Below are 15,537 nucleotides of genomic sequence, written 5' to 3'. Positions count from 1 at the left end.
CCCGTCGCCGAGGATCAAGCATGTAACACGGCTCCCGGAGAGTCTCTGCCGCCACCAAGCGGGAGGTTGAGTCACCGGAAGCCGTGAGGAACCTATCGACGCGAGCCACGCCGCCCGGCGTTGTCACACTGACGACGCCGGGCCGCGACGTATGTACAGGCGATCGGCGGGAACCCGTCGTCGATCATTCCGCCGCGTAACAGCCGGTCTGGTAGTCCAGACCGGGATCCGGGGGGCCGCAGTGGAGAATCTCGTCCACCGCCGGCCAGACGGACAACGGCACGTCATATGCGTACTGCATCCAGGGGTCGTCCTCATCGGGAGTGATGACCTCGCGCAGTCGCTTGATTTGCTCTCGACTGATGGGGTGCTGCGTGCGCAGGAACTCGTCGTCCTTGCTGAATCCGTCCAGGGACCAGACGACGCCATGCGGTTCTTCAGAGGTCATGGACACAGAGTAAAGCCCGGGGAAACGCCCCTACCTGTCGACCCGATGCCGGAGCGGGCGCCACCACGCTCGTTCCCATCCTGATAACGCACCGCGCCCGCACCGTGGGAGCCGGCGCCCCTGTCCTGGAACTCCACTCGCTGGCCCCGTGGGCAAGCCTGCGGCGGCCAACCAAGAGGGGGCCGGCGTCGAGGGGGACGCATGGGCATCGGCACCCGTAGCCGGATCGCCGCCGCCTTCTCCTGGTGCTGCCGCTCCAACTCCGCCGCCAGCTCGTCCGCCGCTGGTCGGCCTCGGCCGCTGCCCTCTTCTGCTCCGCGTCCTGGGCGAGCTTCTGGCGGATGGCCTCCGCCGAGGCCGCCACCGCGGCCACGCAGTCGGAGCACACACCGTCGGCCGGCTCCGGGCCCCGGCCGGGCCGCTCGCAGTCCACACACACCCACTTCTCGCGCCCTGGGGCCGGGCGCTGCGAGGGCACCCGCTCACCGCCGCCGCCGGCGACCTGACGTACTCCGCGATGAAGACGGTCGTCGGTGATCACAACGGTGACGGCCGCGACGACCTCGGTGTGATGTACGGCTACAGCAACGGCACCGTGAAGATGTTCACCTGGCTCGCCAAGAGCGCCGCCACCTTCAACCCTGTCAAGATCAGCTGGTCCACCACCACCGCGGGCGCCTGGTCCCACCGAGCACCCGCTTCATCAACCGCCACAACGGCTGACCACCAGCAGCCACCCGGGGCCCGGCCGTCGTCCACGACCGCCGGACCCTACTCCATGCCACCCCACAAGCCGACAAGACCCCCAGGGTCTCCTGGACGCGCTCCCGCCCTGCGGCGTCGGTGCCCCAGGCGGTAATTCGGTCGTTGCCTTCGGCGTCGTAGGCCAGGGCGAGCCGCGGGTCATCGGCCGGGACCGGCGCCGGGGCTTCCGCGGTTCCGGCCCGAGCGGCGTGGCCACCGGTACGCCGGTGGGGACGGCGATCCTGTCGTGGTCGAGGAGCCGGGCCGCGATCGCGGCGATCGAACTCCGGGGTGCATACCGGTGCCGGCGACGGGTCGGGGAATTCGGGGTGTCGGCGGCGCCGGTTCACCACCACCGCCGGGCCACCCAGCTACCGGCGCCCAGAACCGCTCAGGGATCTTCCCGGAACATCGCGGCCGGGCCTGTCAGCTGTTCCCGATGCTGTCGTCAGCGGCTTGGCGTAACCGCTACGCCGATGGTCCCGAGGCCGTAAATGAAAGATGGGGTGTCCAACGTTTACGAGGGCGCTCTGGAGAAGAAAAGGGAGGCCCTTCCGGACCTCCCATTCGCCAAGTGGTCTAGCTTCCGCTGTAGCTCTCCGGGTAGCCGCAGGTGCGCGTGCCATCCTCCCAGTTCTGGCAAACCGTGATCTTCACCCGCGACGTTGCCTCGGGAAAGCCGATAAACGTGAAGTTCTTGTTACCATCCGCGACGGTGCGGGTGTCGCCCCCCAGCTTGGTCCCGGAGTAATCGAAGGCCTCGAAGACAGCGGTGGTGGAGTAGCTGCTGCCCAGCCGGTTCACCACACGGCCCTCGACCTGAACGTAACATGTGTGACCCTGCTGGCACGCGACAGGCCAGCTGATAGCCCCCGAGGTGAAGCCCATATTGCAGTCGGAGTTCTTGTAACAGACCGCGAACGACTGCTGCGAATAGACGTCGCCCACCTCCGCCGAGGCCGGGGATGCTCCGAGCCCCACACCCGCCAGCACGGCCGGTATGAGAGCAAGTCGAGCCAGAATCCTCATGGTTCTCCCTTTCACGTCCCCCCACGGAGACCCGGCAAGATCATAGTTGCTCCTGCATCTGGTTGGCGGGGTATATCCCAGGCAGGGCAGGAAGCCAGGGGGCTACAGGTCAACTGGGCGAGCTCCGCCGCGTCCAGTCCGGCGAGCCGGCCGGCCGCCGCCCTAGGCGTGTTCTCCGGCCGATCGTCCTTGCGCTGTACATATGCTGCGCCGTGGCGAGAAAGAACTGATCGAGCGAAGACCAGCTACGCCTGTGTCCTCCGGGCAACGCCTGTCTGGGCTGTGCTCGGCATGTCGGCTGACACTCCCATCTGGCTGGGCCCTGCCCACGATGAAACGCTGATCTCGCCGGCCACCCCGAGGTCACGGCGCATGACGTCCCCCATGGTGTGGATCAGCGGCCAGAGTGCCTGCTGCGCCTCTGCCGCCGTTTGCAGCGTCTCGCCCGGCCGTGGGTTCCCCTTCTCCTGACGCTTCACCTGCCGACACACGCGGATCAGTGCGTCATTTACTTCCTGGGCCGCCTCGAGCACCACACCGGGCGCGATCATGATCGCCTCCGACCAGCGATTCCGCTGAGCGCCCTTGGTTTCTTCAAGCGTCCGCACGTCATCGTCATCGATCTCCCGGTCCCGCATCACGTAGAGGTGCCGACTGAGAGCCGTGGCGAACCGCCGGGCGTCTCTGTGCAGGTCGGTGTAGCTTTTTGCGGCGCAGCTCGCGATCCTCACGCGCCTCCCGGATGGACCGGCTCAACGCCAGCTCACGCTGGTTGGTCCGGTCGGCGCCGCGCTGCGTGAGCAGCGCAGCCCCGAAAGTTCCTGCCACGCCGACCAGCGCAGTCAGTACCGCCCCCATCTCCATGAGCAGCACTGCAAGCCCCGTTGGGTAGAGCGCAGTACGCCTGGGACCTGACTTGTCCGAACGGTCACGTAGCGCCCTGTCCGGTGGCGAAGAGACCGGTCTCCCGACCAAGGGTGGACGGCGGGGGACCGGAGAGGTGACGGCCCGGCGGTACTGCCCCGAAAACACCGTCTGGGCCTTGGGCCTCGCCCGCGCACGCCATATCGGCGCCGGCCTGCAGCGACCCTAGCGACCCCCGCCCGCACTCGGGGACGCGGTGGGGATGTAGGCGAGCGGGGACGGCCGGCCCTTCGGCGTCGTACGGATCTCCTCCCAGTCGATGCCGGGGTGGGTGAGGAGCTGCTGAAGGTCGCCGTACCGGTAGAGGGGTACCGCCGGGGCGTGGGAGCGGGGCTGGAACCGGCTGTGGACGTGGACGGCGGGGCGCAGGAGACCGGCGCGGGTCAGGTGGGTGAAATCGACGTTCCGGGATGCCGAGGTGCCGGGCGGCCGAGGTTCGGTCCAAAACCCCTGCCAACTCAGTGCACGCCACCACTGACACATCCTGACCACGACGAGCACCACGACCACGCGACCGACCCGGGGCGCCGGCACCACCGACCACGACCAGGACAGCGCCTGGGGCACCCCCAACTCGCCCGCGTTCGACCGCTGCGTCGCCGGCTGCCGGGACGGGCCAGCCGTGTCTGCGCCGATGCCTCGAGGCGTCGATCAGCAGCGGTGGGATCAAGTCCACGAATCCGCGGCGTCACGTCCGACACCTTGGCACCCCGTAGTCAAAGGTCCTTCACACGGTCGTACGTCCGCAACCGCGACTATGTCAGGCGTCGTGAGACTCGTTCTGGCGGCGCTGGGCAGGCGGGTCGAGTGCGAGGAGGGCGATGCCGGCCGCTCCTGCGTCGTTGCCCAGGTGGGCAGTGACGAGGGGCGGGATGCCTGGCCGGCGCCGTGAGGCGGTCAGGGCGGTGTGCATGGCGGTGCGGGCGGGTGCGAGGAGCAGGCCGTCGGCGTGGGCGGCGCCGCCTCCCACGATGACGATGGCCGGGTCGAGAAGGTCGACGAGGGCGGCGGCTCCATGGCCGAGCGCTGTTCCGACCGTGTGGAGGACGGCCAGGGCGCGGAGATCGCCGTCACGGGCCGCGCGGGTCACGGCTTCTCCGTCGGGGTAGCCGACAGTTTTCCCGTGGTGGGTGATGGCGTTGCCGCTGGCGCTCACTTCGGCGCAGCCTTGTCGGCCGCAGTAGCAGGTGGGGCCTTCGGTGGCGACGTGAACGTGTCCTACTTCGCCGGCGAAGCCCTGGGAGCCTCTCAAGAGGTGTCCGTCGATGACGGCACCGCATCCCCAGCCTGTCCCTGCGGTGATCATGAGGATGTCGCGGTGTCCTCGGCCGGCTCCGGTGCGGTACTCGGCCCAGGTGGCGGCCCGTGCGTCGTTGTCGACGTGGACGGGCAGTCCGACCGCGTCTTCCAGCAGGGTGCGGACCGGCAGGTTGTCACAGGGGAAGCCGGGGGCGTGGCGCAGGGTGCCGGTCGCGGTTTCGACAAGTCCCGGAAGCGCCACGCCGACGGCCTGGGTACGGGGCGTCCTGAGACGGTCGGTGAGGCTGGTCAGCAGCGTGAGGAGATCGGCGGGCCCGGTCCGGGGGGTGAGGACGCGGATCCGCTGCATGATGGTGCCGTCGGGCCGGATGCGGACGGCGAGGGTCTTGGTGCCTCCCACGTCGACGCCTATGGCTTCTTCGGGCACGGGATCTCCTCAGCTGTTGTGACGGCGGGGCGGGCCCTAGGTGGTGAGGGCCTGCCGGATCTCGTCGTCGGTGACGTCGTCGCTGATGGCGGTGGTGCCGATGCCGAGCGGAAGGACGAATCGGAGCCGGCCGTCGCGGATCAGGCGGATCTTGTCGAGTGCGGTGATCACCGCTTCGGGGTCGAGGCGGGCGGGGAGCTCTGCCTGCTCGCATGGCAGTCCTGTGCGCTGGAGGAGGGTGAGGAGACGGGCGTGGGAGGTGTCGTCCAGCCAGCCGCGGGCGAGGGAGATCCGTGCGGCGCAGGCCATGCCGAAGGCGACGGCTTCTCCGTGCAGGACGGGGCCGTAGCCAGTGACCGTCTCGACGGCGTGGCCGATGGTGTGGCCGAAGTTCAGGGGGCGCCGCAGGTCCTCTTCGTAGGGGTCGCGGTCGATGAGCGCGCATTTGACGGTGGCGGCGCCGTGGACGAGACGGCGCAGGGGGCCCGGGTGCAGGTCCTGGATGTGGGGCAGGTGGTGCTCGATCAGCTCGAAGAGCGCCGGGGAGGCGATGACGCCCTTCTTGATTGCCTCGGCGAGGCCCGCGCGTACGTGCCTGGCGGGGAGGGTGGACAGCCAGGGGGTGGCGGCGACGACCGCAGCCGGCTGGTGGAAGGCGCCGATCAGGTTCTTCGCGGTGGGGTGGTCGACGGCCACCTTGCCGCCCAGCGCGGCGTCGACGGCGGCCAGCAGGGTGGTGGGCAGGTTCACGTAGGGCATGCCGCGCATGTAGGCGCTGGCGACCCAGCCAGCGGTGTCGATGACGACGCCGCCGCCGAGGGCGACGAGGACGTCGCGGCGGCGCATGCGGCTGTCCGCCAGCCAGTCCAGCAGGCGTCCGGCCGTGCGCATGGTCTTGCTCTGCTCGCCGGGCGGGATGGTGGTCAGGGTGAAGTCCATGTCCTGGCGGTGGAGCTCGGCCTGTAACTCCTGTGCATGCAGGGTCGCGACGGTGTCGTCGGTGACCAGCGCGATCCGCTGGTCACCGATGACGGTGCGCAGGTGTTTCACCGCTTCCTCGATGCTGTCGGCGAGGGCGACGGGGTACTCGGCCCGGCGCAGGGCCCGGGCGCGGATGGCGTGGTGCGGTTCGGGCAGCGCGATGGCGTCGTGGATCACGTGGGTGCCCTCGGGCAGGTTCATGTTCTTCCTCTCGTGGCGGCGTCGGCGGGTGTGAGGAAGGTTCAGCGCGCGGTGCGTGGCAGGGATTCCAGGGCCTCGCCGAAGCGGTCGGCGATCAGGTGGGCGTCCTGGGGGGTGAGGATGAGTGGGGGGCGCAGTTCGATGACGTTGCCCTGGCCGTGCTCGGAGATACGGGTGATGACGAAGCGTTCGGCCAGAGCCTGGTGCAGGGCGTGTGCGAGGGGGGAGGAGCGGGTTCCGTCGGGTTCGGCGACCTCGATGCCGAGCATGAGGCCGGCGCCGCGGACGTCGTAGAGGCAAGGGTGATCGGCCTGCAGCGTGAGGAGGCGTTCGAGCAGGATGGTGCCGACCGTGCGGACCTGGGCGAGGAACTCCGGACGGCTGACGATTTCCAGCGTGACGGCGGCCGCGGCGGCGGACAGGGTGTGACTGCCATAGGTGAAGCCGTGCAGGGAGCGTTCCATGCCGACGAAGCGTTCCTCGGTGATGACCGCGGCCAGCGGCAGCCCGGAGCCGGTCAAGCCCTTGGAGACGGTCATGATGTCGGGCTGGACGCCGAAGTGGTCGGCGGCGAAGAGCTGCCCGGTGCGTCCGAACGCGGTCTGCATCTCGTCGAAGATAAGAACGATGCCGCGTTCGGTGCAGAACTCCCGCAGACGCCGGAGGTAGCCGGACGGCGGAACGACGTTGCCGCCGACGCCGCTGATCGGCTCGATGATCATGCAGGCGGTACTGCCGGATCCGGCGTAGGTGAGGAAGTCGTCGATGCGTTCCACGCACCAAAAGCCGCACGATTCGGGGCTCTGGCGGTAGAAGCAGCGTCGGCAGTACGGGTCGGGGACGTTCACAGCGCCGGGGTGGTGTTGAGGGAAGGGGGCCCGCATCCGCGCCAGCCCGTTGTACGCCGTCGCGGCGAGCGACTGTCCGACCTGGCCACGGAAGGGGACGATCACGTCCCGGCGTCCGGTGTGCATCTGTGCGATCTTGATGGCACCCTCGTTCGCCGTCGATCCGCTGCAGCTGCGGAGATTGACCCGGGTCAGATTGGCCGGGGTCAGCTCGGCCAGGAGCTGCATGACGCGATTGGTGGGTTCGGTCTGGAACGCCGAGCTGGCGAAGACGAGGCGCTCGGACTGTTCCCTGACGGCGGCCAGGACGGCCGGGTGATTGTGGCCGAGGATCAGGTTGAAGGTGCCGGACACGCAGTCCAGGTACTCGCGCCCCTTCTCGTCCCAGACCCTCAGCCCCTCCCCTCGGACGAGGAGGTCGGGACCGAGCTCGTGGTAGGCGACGGCGTGCGGATCAGTAGACAGCGGCAGGTCCATGGAAGTCCTCACGGTCGGCGGGCGGAGGGAAACCGGCGCTGTGCCGCCCGTGTATCCGGACGCACGGGCGGCACACCGGGAGCGGGTCAGGATGTGCCGGCGGCGGGAAACGCGGGTTTAGGGATGGCGGCGCGGGGACTGCCGGACCTCTCCAGCCGACGCAGGGACCCGAGCAGTCCGTCGTCGTCATCAGGCGCACCGGGCTGAAGGAGACCGCCCGCCGCGGCGGGCGGCAGCAGAAACCCACCGGCCTTCGCCATTTCCTCGCCCAAAAGCCGCAGGTACGGTTCGCCGGCTGCGCGGGCAAACCCTCCCATCACGACGAACCGGCCCACACCCAGCGCGGTGTGCAGGGCGGCCAGGGTGCGGCCGAGGTGCCGTACGCCCGGCGTCACCGCCCGGACAGCGAACGCGTCCTGGCTGCGGACACCAGCGGCGACCTGCTGTGCGGACAGCCGGCCCGGGTCCCCTGCGCAGGCGGCAGACAGCACCGAGCGGGCAAAGGCTCCGGGGAACCGGCGTGCCAGCACACCGGCGGCGTGCAGGGCACCGCGCCCCGAGGCGACGGCCCCCAGGTGGCCCCGATCCCCGCAGTCGCACCAGGGGGCGTCCGCGGCGAAGTCCACCCTCAGGTGCCCGATCTCGCCGCCCCTGCCGTCGTCGGGGAGGAGTACCTCACCGCGGCGGAAGACCTTGTTGCCCACCCCGGAGCTCACGGTCACCATGCAGAAGTAGTCGTCGTCCTCCCCGCCGTCGGAGGCCGCGTAGCGCCAGCCGGCCGCGGTGACGTCGTTGAGGACCAGGGCAGGCACAGCGAACTCGCGGCCGAGGATCCGAGCCAGCGGCAGCTCGGGACCGCGCGGCCCCCAGATCGTGGGGGCGTCGACGACCGTACCGGTGCGGCCGACCGGACCTGCGAAAGCGACTGCCACGGCCGAAGGACTGCGGGGCGCGGTCAGGGAGCACTCCCGCAGAAGACGGACGAGCTGGTCCACCACGCGCGCCTGCAGCTCCCCGGCCGACAGGCCGGGATACCGGGTGATACCGTCCACCGCCACCCGCCGCACACCCGACACCGTCAGGTCTCCGGCCCGCGCCCAGCCGGCACGCAGCGTCGTGCCGCCGAGGTCCGCGACCAGATACACCGGACGTGCAGAAATGCCGGCGCCGGTCAACGGCTGGCCTGGAAGACGAAGAGCCGGACGTCGCGGTCGGAGTCGTTGCGCAGGCCGTGCTCCCCGAAGGGGCGGTTGACGACGATGTCGCCCGCCGAGACGGGAAACTCCTCACCGTCCAGCAGCATCGTCGCCGAGCCCTCCAGGACGACGTACCACTCCTCGTCATCCCCGTGCCGGTGCCGGCCGATCTCGGAGCCCGGAGGCACCACCGCCAGGTCGATGAAGTCCACCCGCGGCCCGCCCGGCCGCCGCTCGAAGGGGCGGAAGACATCAACATGGCCACGGCCACCGTGACAGCCCTCGTCCCGGCGTAACTCCCCTTGGAACAGGTTGCGCACACGACGCACGCCCACACTGACCCCCTCGGCAGACTGAGATCGATGGTAGAAGCAGCAACACAGGAGCCAACAGACCGTTTTGGGCACATGAACTTCCGTCGACAACCTGCCTGACCTGCGCTTCTCCGACCCGGCATCATGATCTCTGGCCGGATAGCCGGTCTTGCTCACCATCGCCTTCATGTACGTCTGCTGCCTGCTTCCGGGTCCGGCTCATCTTCCGAGGGCTTCATCCTGTGAGCTGGCGGGTCGAGCGCCGCGCCCCGCTTCCAACACCCCCCGGGACAAGTTCCGGCACCGAAACGCCGGCCTCGACCCGGCGGACGGCTGCAACACCAGGGGGGAGGTGCTCTTGGCCCAGGCCGCCGAGGCACCCACCGTCGCGGCCGGCTGCAAACTCACCGGCGGCCAGTGGTTGTCGTATTACGACGAGCAGGACGTCACCGACCCCGGCAAGCTCGACATCGACCACATGGCCCGCAGAGCCTGGGAATCCGGCGCCAGCAGCTGGAGTCCGGCGGGCGGGAGGCGTACGCGAACGACCAGGACACCGCTGCCTCCCTCGTCGCCGTCACCACGCGGACGAACCGTCAGAAGGCCGACCAGGACCCCGCCACCTGAATGCCACCCGCCCCAGGAGCGACATGCCGCTACCTCGCCGAAGGGACCGAGGAGCGGGTCGTTGCCGGCACGGCGATTAACCTTCGCCCTCGTTGACAGCGACCGGAACCTGGGACGGCGCTGCGGCTGCTTCACATCGCTCGGCGTTTCCTCAGCTCAGCGAGCCAGGCCCGTACCTGTTCGTCATCGTGCAGGTAGCCGCCGCTCTCATCCGCAGGGAGATCGATTCCGTAGAGGCAGTTCAGCGCCCACCAGGACAGGTCGTCCCAGATGGCCCCGTCTTTCAACACCCATCTCGCCGCCCAGCGGTCAGCCTCGTCCCGGGACAGCCGACCCGCGGCAAGCTCAACGAAGCGCTCTTCGATCTCATCAAGAGTTGGCTGAGCGCTGTTGTCCATGCCCTGACCGTACCGGCAGGGCATACGTTGCCTGACGCGGCACTAGATTCCGAAGCCGTGACCACCTTGTTGGAGCAGGCCAGGGCCACCGCCCAGCTGCGGCGAGACCCTGCTCCCCCCAGAAGGACACCCGCGGAACCCGGCATGTACCCCACCCCCGCCCGCAACACGCTGCTCATCGCCCGCGCCCGCCACGCGGGACGGACCGCATGAGCACCTGTCTCCACCCGGCCGCCCGGCCCCGGCGCCGGGCGGCCCGCCACCCCTGCCCTAGTGCCGGGCGGTCGGGCTGTTGGAGGGGAGCCGCCGTGGCAGGCCCGGCCAGTGCCCAGCCGGCGTGGAACAGCGTCACGTTCGGGCGGCGGCCACGAGCAGCAGCCCCGCCGTGCCCTGGAGGGAACCCGTGATCATGACGGCCCGGGGGCCGCGCCGGCCGACGGCGGGCTCCGAGGCCGAACGCGGCAGGAAACCGGGGAGCCGGGCGGCGACGCTGTGCCGTCACGATCGGGCGTGCCGATCGTGACCCGAGCGGACCCGCTCGGGTGACGCCGGAGCCGGGCGCGGCCAACGACGAACGGGCCGACAGGCTCGCGGGATAGGGCAACGTAACCGGCACCCGTCCCCCGGCCGACACCGGGCCAGGTCCGCAGCAGGCGGACCGGGAGCAGAGAGGGCGTAGAGGCCGTCGAGCAGGGCAGCAGCCCCCGGACATCAAGCCCAGCGGCGGCCGGCACACCCGGCGAGCCCAGCGGAGCATCCGCGGCACCGCACAGACACGACACCGCAGATCTGGGCCGGCCACTGGAGAAAGTCACCATCCGGATCCGACGTGAGACCCGCAGCAGCCCAGCGCCGCTACGCCCGAGCCGCACTGTGCGGTCAACGCCGCTGCCAGGACCTCGCTGAGCTCAGGCGGTCCACTCCCGCCGCCCGGCGGCAACCCGTTGTTCACCGGCGCACCGTGGAGCCCGCTAGTCGGCGCCCGGGCCGCAGCCGGACAGCCCGACCTCCCCAGGGAGTAACCCGGCATCGAGTGGTGCCCCGGGCACGCCCAAGGGGACGTCGGCGGCCCGTACGGCCGATGGCGGGGCGGCATCCGCTGCGCGAGCGGCCCACACACACCCGTCCTCGGGTACGCCGACAAGCGGGGCATGTCGGCGTACCCGAGGAAGGCGGCCCGGCGGACCGAGTGGGACACCCTCGGTGAGCTGATGTCCCCGGCGCATCAGGGCGCCTGCTGCTCGTGGGTGGGGGCGACGAGGCCCTGCCCCCATCCCCCGTCGACGGGCAGTTCGATGCCCGTGGTGAAGGTGGCGTCGAAGGCCAGGAAGAGAGCGGCCTTCGCCACCTCCTCGACAGTGCCGTTGCGCTGCAGAGGAGTGCTCCTCTCGCCCTGCTTGAGGAAGGCGGCCCGTTGCTCGTCGGTCAGGCCCACGACACCCATGGTCGGTGTCTCGATGAACCCGGGCGCCACCGCGTTCACCCGGATCCGCCGGGGCAGCAGTTCGGCGGCGAGCACCTGGGCGATGGCCCGCAGCGCTTCCTTCGACCCCGAATAGGCGCTCAAGCCGGGGAAAATGACGTCGTTGGCGACGGTGGTGAAGACGAGCGAGGCACCGTCCGAGAGGAGCGGGGCCAGACGCTGCACCGTGAAGAAGGATCCCTTGGTGTTGATCGTGAACTGCCGGTCGAACGACTCTTCCGTGGCCTCCTGGAGGGTCTGGAACTCCGCCGTCCCATGGTTGACGAAGAGGGCGTCGACCCGGCCCAGCCGCTCCTCGACGAGCGCACCGAGCGCGTCGATGTCGGCCAGGCTGGCGGCATCGGAGCGGACGACGTGGACCGGCCTGGAAGCCAGCTCCGTCCTCGCCTCCTCCAGAGTCTTCTCGTTGCGTCCGGTGAGAACGACCTCGGCGCCCCCGTCGAGCAGCGCCTTGGCGATTGCCAGCCCCATGCCGTGCGTACCACCGGTGATGACGGCCTTCTTGCCCGCATACGTGTTCATGGTTCCTGCCTCTTTCCTGCGGATTCCCCTGGATTCCCGTGGATTCCCGCGGTTCGTGTGGACGAGGACCACGATGGCCGTGTGCGCTGGAGGTGTTCTGACGGATTTCTGACGGCCCTCTGACGGTCCGCCTTCTGGCGGGCCGTCCGCCGGCGGGCGGCCCGGGATACGCTCACCTCATGCGTTTCGGAGTGCTGGGGCCGCTGGCCGTGTGGACGGACGACGGCGAGCCGGTGCCGGTTCCGGAGCGCAAGGTACGGGCCCTGTTGGCTGAGCTTCTGATCGCACCGGGGCACGTGGTGCCGGCGGACACCCTCCTTGAGGACCTGTGGGACGGCCGCCCGCCCGCCGATCCTGCGGGCGCGGTGCAGACCCGGGTCTCCCGGCTGCGCCGTGCGCTGACTGCGGGCGGTGGCGTCCGTGACCTGGTGTCGTATCGGGCGCCGGGCTATGTGTTGCGCGTTGGTGAGGAGGCGGTGGACGCGGCACGCTTCACAGCACTGACCTCCCAGGCGCGAACCATACGGGAACCGCGCCACCGGGCCGCGCTGCTGTCCGAGGCCCTGGGCCTGTGGCGGGGGCCCGCTTTCGCCGACTTCCGCGATGAGCCTTTCGTACGGGAAGTCGTCGCCCGCCTCGACGAGCAACGGCTCGACGCCCTGGAGGAACGTGCCGAGGCGCGGCTGGAGTTGGGCGAGCACCGCGCTGTGGCCACCGAGCTGGCCGGTCCGGTGGGGCGGCATCCGCTGCGCGAGCGGCTGCGCGCGGCCCATATGCGCGCCTTGTACCGGGCGGGCCGGACGAGCGAGGCGCTGGAGTCCTACCACGAGCTGCGCCGACTGCTCGCCGAAGAGATCGGTCTGGACCCCGGGCCCGCGCTGACCGGTCTGTACGAGGAGATACTCCGGCATGAGCCGGGGCTGCGGGCCGACGGCATCGCGATCCCGGCACCCGGAGGAGACGACGAGTCGGCCGGCCCGGGCCCGCGGACGAATCTCCCCGCGCCCGCCACCCCGCTCATCGGCCGCGACGAGGAGGTCACCGAGATCGAGGGCCTGCTGTCCGTCGGCCGGCTGGTGACCCTGACCGGCCCTGGCGGCGTGGGCAAGACCCGGCTGGCCCTGGAGACGGCGACACGCGCCACCGCGGATTTGGCCGACGGGTCCTGGCTGGTGGAGCTGGCGGGGCGGGGCCGGGCCGAGGAACCCGGTTTGCAGTGTACGGTCGATGAGTTGGCCGAGGCGGCCGCCACGGCCCTGGGCCTTCGCGACGACGCCGGGACCCCCGGCACGGACACGACCGAGCGCCTGGTCGAGGCAGTGCGCGACAAACGCCTGCTGCTCCTCCTGGACAACTGCGAGCACGTCATCGAACCCGCCGCCGAACTCGTCGAGATGCTGCTGCGCGGCGCTCCGGGCATCCGGGTCCTGGCCACCAGCCAGGAACCGCTGGGAATCGCGGGAGAGCGGCTGTGGACAGTCGAGCCCCTCGACGAGCCGCACGCCCTCCGCCTCTTCGCGGCCAGAGCCGCCGACGCCTTCCCCGGCTTCGCCCTGACCGACGACAACTCAGTGGCCGTCGCCTCGATCTGCCGTCGTCTGGACGGCATTCCGCTGGCTCTCGAACTGGCCGCCACCCGCGTCCGCGTCCTGGGCGTCGAGCAGTTGGCGCGGCGGCTCGACGACCGGTTTCACCTGCTCACTGCGGGCCGCCGTGACGCTCCGGCGCGCCAGCGGACCCTGCGGGCGATGGTCGACTGGAGCTGGGAGCTCCTGACGGCGGCTGAGCGGACCGTGCTGCGCAGGCTGGCCGCACACGTCGAGGGCTGCACGCTCGAGGCCGCCGAAGCGGTGTGCCAGGGAGCCGGAGTGAAGCCCGCCGAGGTCCTCGACCTGCTCGCCCGGCTGGTGGATCGATCCTTGCTCTCCGTCACCCACGGCGAGAACGGCCCGCGGTACCGCATGCTCGAGTCGGTGGCCGCGTACTGCCTCGAAAAGCTCGACGAGGTGGGAGAGACGGCGGCCGTGCGACTGGCCCACGCCCGGTACTACACGGACCTGGTCGTCCTGTCCCAGGACGGGCTGCGGAGCGCGGAGCAGGGTCGCTGGCTGCGACGGCTCGACGCGGAATCGGCGAACTGCCGTGTCGCCCTCGACCATTGCGTACGGTACGCGGCGCCGGATGAGGCGCTGCGGCTGGTCCGTGCCCTGTCCTGGTACTGGTTCCTGCGCGGCCGGACCGGTGAGGCCGTCCGCTCCCTGACCACCGCCCTCACGCTCCCGGTGGACCTCCCCGAACGGCGGACTGCGCACACCACCGCCGCGGCGTGGCTGGCCGCCTTCGCCATGCTGCGCGGGGAGCGGGGGTCCGAAGCGCGGTTCGGTTCGATCGCGGACGCCATCGGCGATCCGGGAGAGCGGGTACAGGCGCTGTGGGTCCTGGGGTTCGCCGCGTGCCGGATCGGCAACCCGGCGGAGAGCGAGAAGCTCGTCGAGGGAGCCCTGGCGGGTGCCGCGGAGCTCGATGACCGGTGGGTCACCGCCGCGGCGCTCAGTACGCGGGGCGTACTGAGGCATGTACGCGGTGACCTGGCCGCGGCCCAGACCGACAGCGAAGAGGCGCTGAGGATCTTCCGGGAACTGGGTGACGGATGGGGCCGAGTGCAGGCCGCGGCCGTGCTCGGCACCCTCGCGGAGATCGCCGGGGACTACGAGCAGGCCACGTCGCACCACCGCGAGGGGCTAAAGATGAGCGAAGAGCTCGGGATGTGGACGGAAGCCGTCCGACGGCTCGTCGAACTGGGCAGGATCGCCCTGCTGGCGGGCGACCACGAGCAGGCGGAGCGGCTCCACGAGCAGGCCCGGGACCTCGCCGTACGCCACGGCGACCGACCCGGTCGGGAGATCGCCGAGGTAGGTCTCGGCCTGGTGGCCCGGAGGCAGGGTCGCCTCGACGAGGCCGAGGCGTACCTGACCGACTGGTTGGAGTGGAACCGCCGGCTGGACAGCGATCACGGAACCGCCCTGATCCTGGCCGAGTTGGGCTTCATCGCCGAACTGCGCGGGGACGCGCCGACCGCGCTCGCTCTCCACCGCGACGGCTTGGCCGCAGCCCGGCGCACCGGTGATCCCCGCGCTATGGCCCTGGCTCTGGAAGGACTGGCGGGTGCTCGGGCTCTGGCGGGTCACCACCGGGGCGCGGTACGGCTGCTCGACGCGGCCACCACGGCCAGGGCACGCCTCGGCGCTCCATTGCCCGCGGCCGAGCGCGCGGACGTCGACCGAATTAAGGCCGCGATCGACAGGGCCTTCCGCCAACCAGTCCTCGACGCGGTGTCCTGATCGAGGAGGCAGGTGACCACAGCCGCAGGACAGGCCACCGCCCCCCAGCGGGACCACCCCTGTCCCGCACTCCACCGTTCGGCCTCCCACCACGCTGGTCGGTGTATCCGCCGTTGCCCCACCAGCAGGGCACCGCGAGCTGCCACGTCTCGGCCTCGTATCAGTGAGATTCCGCCATCCTGAATTCGCAGATCAAAAGGGTGGTGGGTCGTTTCCCGGGGTGCTCGTGCCGGCTGCCGGCGTCCCACGGCAGCCCCCCACGCCCGATTCGCGGTGCCGGATCAGCGTCACCGCCCGGCCGCCCACCTGACCGGGCA

At 70.4% G+C, this 15,537-nt stretch carries 14 protein-coding genes and 1 pseudogene; 4 read left to right on the top strand and 11 right to left on the bottom strand.

Features of this window, described 5'->3' with window-relative positions; genetic code table 11:
- Positions 1-184: 184 nt before the first annotated feature.
- On the bottom strand, positions 185-448 hold the full coding sequence (locus ABTY40_RS20580; RefSeq protein WP_352060836.1) for a DUF7683 domain-containing protein: 264 nt from the start codon (positions 446-448) through the stop codon (positions 185-187).
- Between the two features lie 245 nt (positions 449-693).
- Between ABTY40_RS20580 and ABTY40_RS20575 the strand changes: the two genes are divergently transcribed.
- Positions 694-954 (top strand): hypothetical protein, encoded by a 261-nt coding sequence (locus ABTY40_RS20575; protein ID WP_352060835.1) that lies wholly within the window; start codon positions 694-696, stop codon positions 952-954.
- An 817-nt stretch (positions 955-1,771) separates the two neighbouring features.
- On the opposite strand, the gene ABTY40_RS20570 is transcribed toward ABTY40_RS20575, so the two are convergent.
- The 8 genes from ABTY40_RS20570 to ABTY40_RS20535 all read right to left on the bottom strand — a co-directional run bounded on the left by ABTY40_RS20570 (position 1,772) and on the right by ABTY40_RS20535 (position 8,747).
- On the bottom strand, positions 1,772-2,221 hold the full coding sequence (locus tag ABTY40_RS20570; protein ID WP_352060834.1) for a hypothetical protein: 450 nt from the start codon (positions 2,219-2,221) through the stop codon (positions 1,772-1,774).
- A gap of 245 nt (positions 2,222-2,466) precedes the next feature.
- The gene (locus ABTY40_RS20565) at positions 2,467-2,952 is read right to left on the bottom strand and encodes a hypothetical protein (protein ID WP_352060833.1); all 486 of its coding nucleotides are present in this window, start codon (positions 2,950-2,952) and stop codon (positions 2,467-2,469) included.
- A gap of 358 nt (positions 2,953-3,310) precedes the next feature.
- Positions 3,311-3,712, bottom strand: a complete 402-nt coding sequence (locus ABTY40_RS20560; RefSeq protein WP_352060832.1) for a hypothetical protein — start codon at positions 3,710-3,712, stop codon at positions 3,311-3,313.
- Between the two features lie 193 nt (positions 3,713-3,905).
- Positions 3,906-4,832, bottom strand: coding sequence for an ROK family protein (locus ABTY40_RS20555; RefSeq protein WP_352060831.1), 927 nt, complete (start codon positions 4,830-4,832; stop codon positions 3,906-3,908).
- A 36-nt stretch (positions 4,833-4,868) separates the two neighbouring features.
- On the bottom strand, positions 4,869-6,014 hold the full coding sequence (aroB, locus tag ABTY40_RS20550) for a 3-dehydroquinate synthase (RefSeq protein WP_352060830.1): 1,146 nt from the start codon (positions 6,012-6,014) through the stop codon (positions 4,869-4,871).
- Positions 6,015-6,055: 41 nt separating this feature from the next.
- Positions 6,056-7,339, bottom strand: a complete 1,284-nt coding sequence (locus ABTY40_RS20545; RefSeq protein ID WP_352060829.1) for an aspartate aminotransferase family protein — start codon at positions 7,337-7,339, stop codon at positions 6,056-6,058.
- Between the two features lie 86 nt (positions 7,340-7,425).
- Positions 7,426-8,514, bottom strand: a complete 1,089-nt coding sequence (locus tag ABTY40_RS20540; RefSeq protein WP_352060828.1) for an ROK family protein — start codon at positions 8,512-8,514, stop codon at positions 7,426-7,428.
- Entirely contained in the window at positions 8,511-8,747 is a 237-nt protein-coding gene (locus tag ABTY40_RS20535) for a cupin domain-containing protein (protein ID WP_352060827.1), read from the bottom strand. The genes ABTY40_RS20540 and ABTY40_RS20535 overlap by 4 nt, the downstream gene beginning before the upstream one ends.
- Positions 8,748-9,036: 289 nt before the next feature.
- On the opposite strand from ABTY40_RS20535, the pseudogene ABTY40_RS20530 reads away from it, so the two are divergent.
- Positions 9,037-9,473, top strand: a pseudogene (locus ABTY40_RS20530) (HNH endonuclease); the annotation flags it as partial.
- A 134-nt stretch (positions 9,474-9,607) separates the two neighbouring features.
- Here the strand turns inward: ABTY40_RS20530 and ABTY40_RS20525 are convergent.
- Positions 9,608-9,874 carry a YxzC family protein gene (locus tag ABTY40_RS20525; protein ID WP_352060826.1) on the bottom strand — a complete coding sequence of 89 codons (267 nt, stop codon included), beginning with the start codon at positions 9,872-9,874 and terminating at the stop codon, positions 9,608-9,610.
- Between the two features lie 57 nt (positions 9,875-9,931).
- Between ABTY40_RS20525 and ABTY40_RS20520 the strand changes: the two genes are divergently transcribed.
- Positions 9,932-10,087 carry a hypothetical protein gene (locus ABTY40_RS20520; RefSeq protein ID WP_352060825.1) on the top strand — a complete coding sequence of 52 codons (156 nt, stop codon included), beginning with the start codon at positions 9,932-9,934 and terminating at the stop codon, positions 10,085-10,087.
- Positions 10,088-11,099: 1,012 nt separating this feature from the next.
- On the opposite strand, the gene ABTY40_RS20515 is transcribed toward ABTY40_RS20520, so the two are convergent.
- Positions 11,100-11,879 carry an SDR family oxidoreductase gene (locus ABTY40_RS20515; protein WP_352060824.1) on the bottom strand — a complete coding sequence of 260 codons (780 nt, stop codon included), beginning with the start codon at positions 11,877-11,879 and terminating at the stop codon, positions 11,100-11,102.
- Between the two features lie 179 nt (positions 11,880-12,058).
- On the opposite strand from ABTY40_RS20515, the gene ABTY40_RS20510 reads away from it, so the two are divergent.
- Positions 12,059-15,220, top strand: coding sequence for an AfsR/SARP family transcriptional regulator (locus tag ABTY40_RS20510; RefSeq protein ID WP_352060823.1), 3,162 nt, complete (start codon positions 12,059-12,061; stop codon positions 15,218-15,220).
- The last annotated feature ends 317 nt before the right edge of the window (positions 15,221-15,537 follow it).

The sequence above is a fragment of the Streptomyces sp. NPDC126503 genome, assembly GCF_040302405.1.
GTDB lineage: Bacteria > Actinomycetota > Actinomycetes > Streptomycetales > Streptomycetaceae > Streptomyces > Streptomyces gulbargensis.
Note: the sequence above shows the minus strand (reverse complement) of the source record. Positions and strands in the feature narration are given on the sequence as shown.

Excerpts from the sequence above, each read along its gene's own strand:
- ABTY40_RS20580 (WP_352060836.1), bottom strand. The coding sequence starts at position 448 with ATGACCTCTGAAGAACCGCATGGCGTCGTCTGGTCCCTGGACGGATTC.
- ABTY40_RS20570 (WP_352060834.1), bottom strand. The coding sequence starts at position 2,221 with ATGAGGATTCTGGCTCGACTTGCTCTCATACCGGCCGTGCTGGCGGGT.
- aroB (WP_352060830.1), bottom strand. The coding sequence starts at position 6,014 with ATGAACCTGCCCGAGGGCACCCACGTGATCCACGACGCCATCGCGCTG.
- ABTY40_RS20545 (WP_352060829.1), bottom strand. The coding sequence starts at position 7,339 with ATGGACCTGCCGCTGTCTACTGATCCGCACGCCGTCGCCTACCACGAG.
- ABTY40_RS20525 (WP_352060826.1), bottom strand. The coding sequence starts at position 9,874 with ATGGACAACAGCGCTCAGCCAACTCTTGATGAGATCGAAGAGCGCTTC.
- ABTY40_RS20515 (WP_352060824.1), bottom strand. The coding sequence starts at position 11,879 with ATGAACACGTATGCGGGCAAGAAGGCCGTCATCACCGGTGGTACGCAC.
- ABTY40_RS20510 (WP_352060823.1), top strand. The coding sequence starts at position 12,059 with ATGCGTTTCGGAGTGCTGGGGCCGCTGGCCGTGTGGACGGACGACGGC.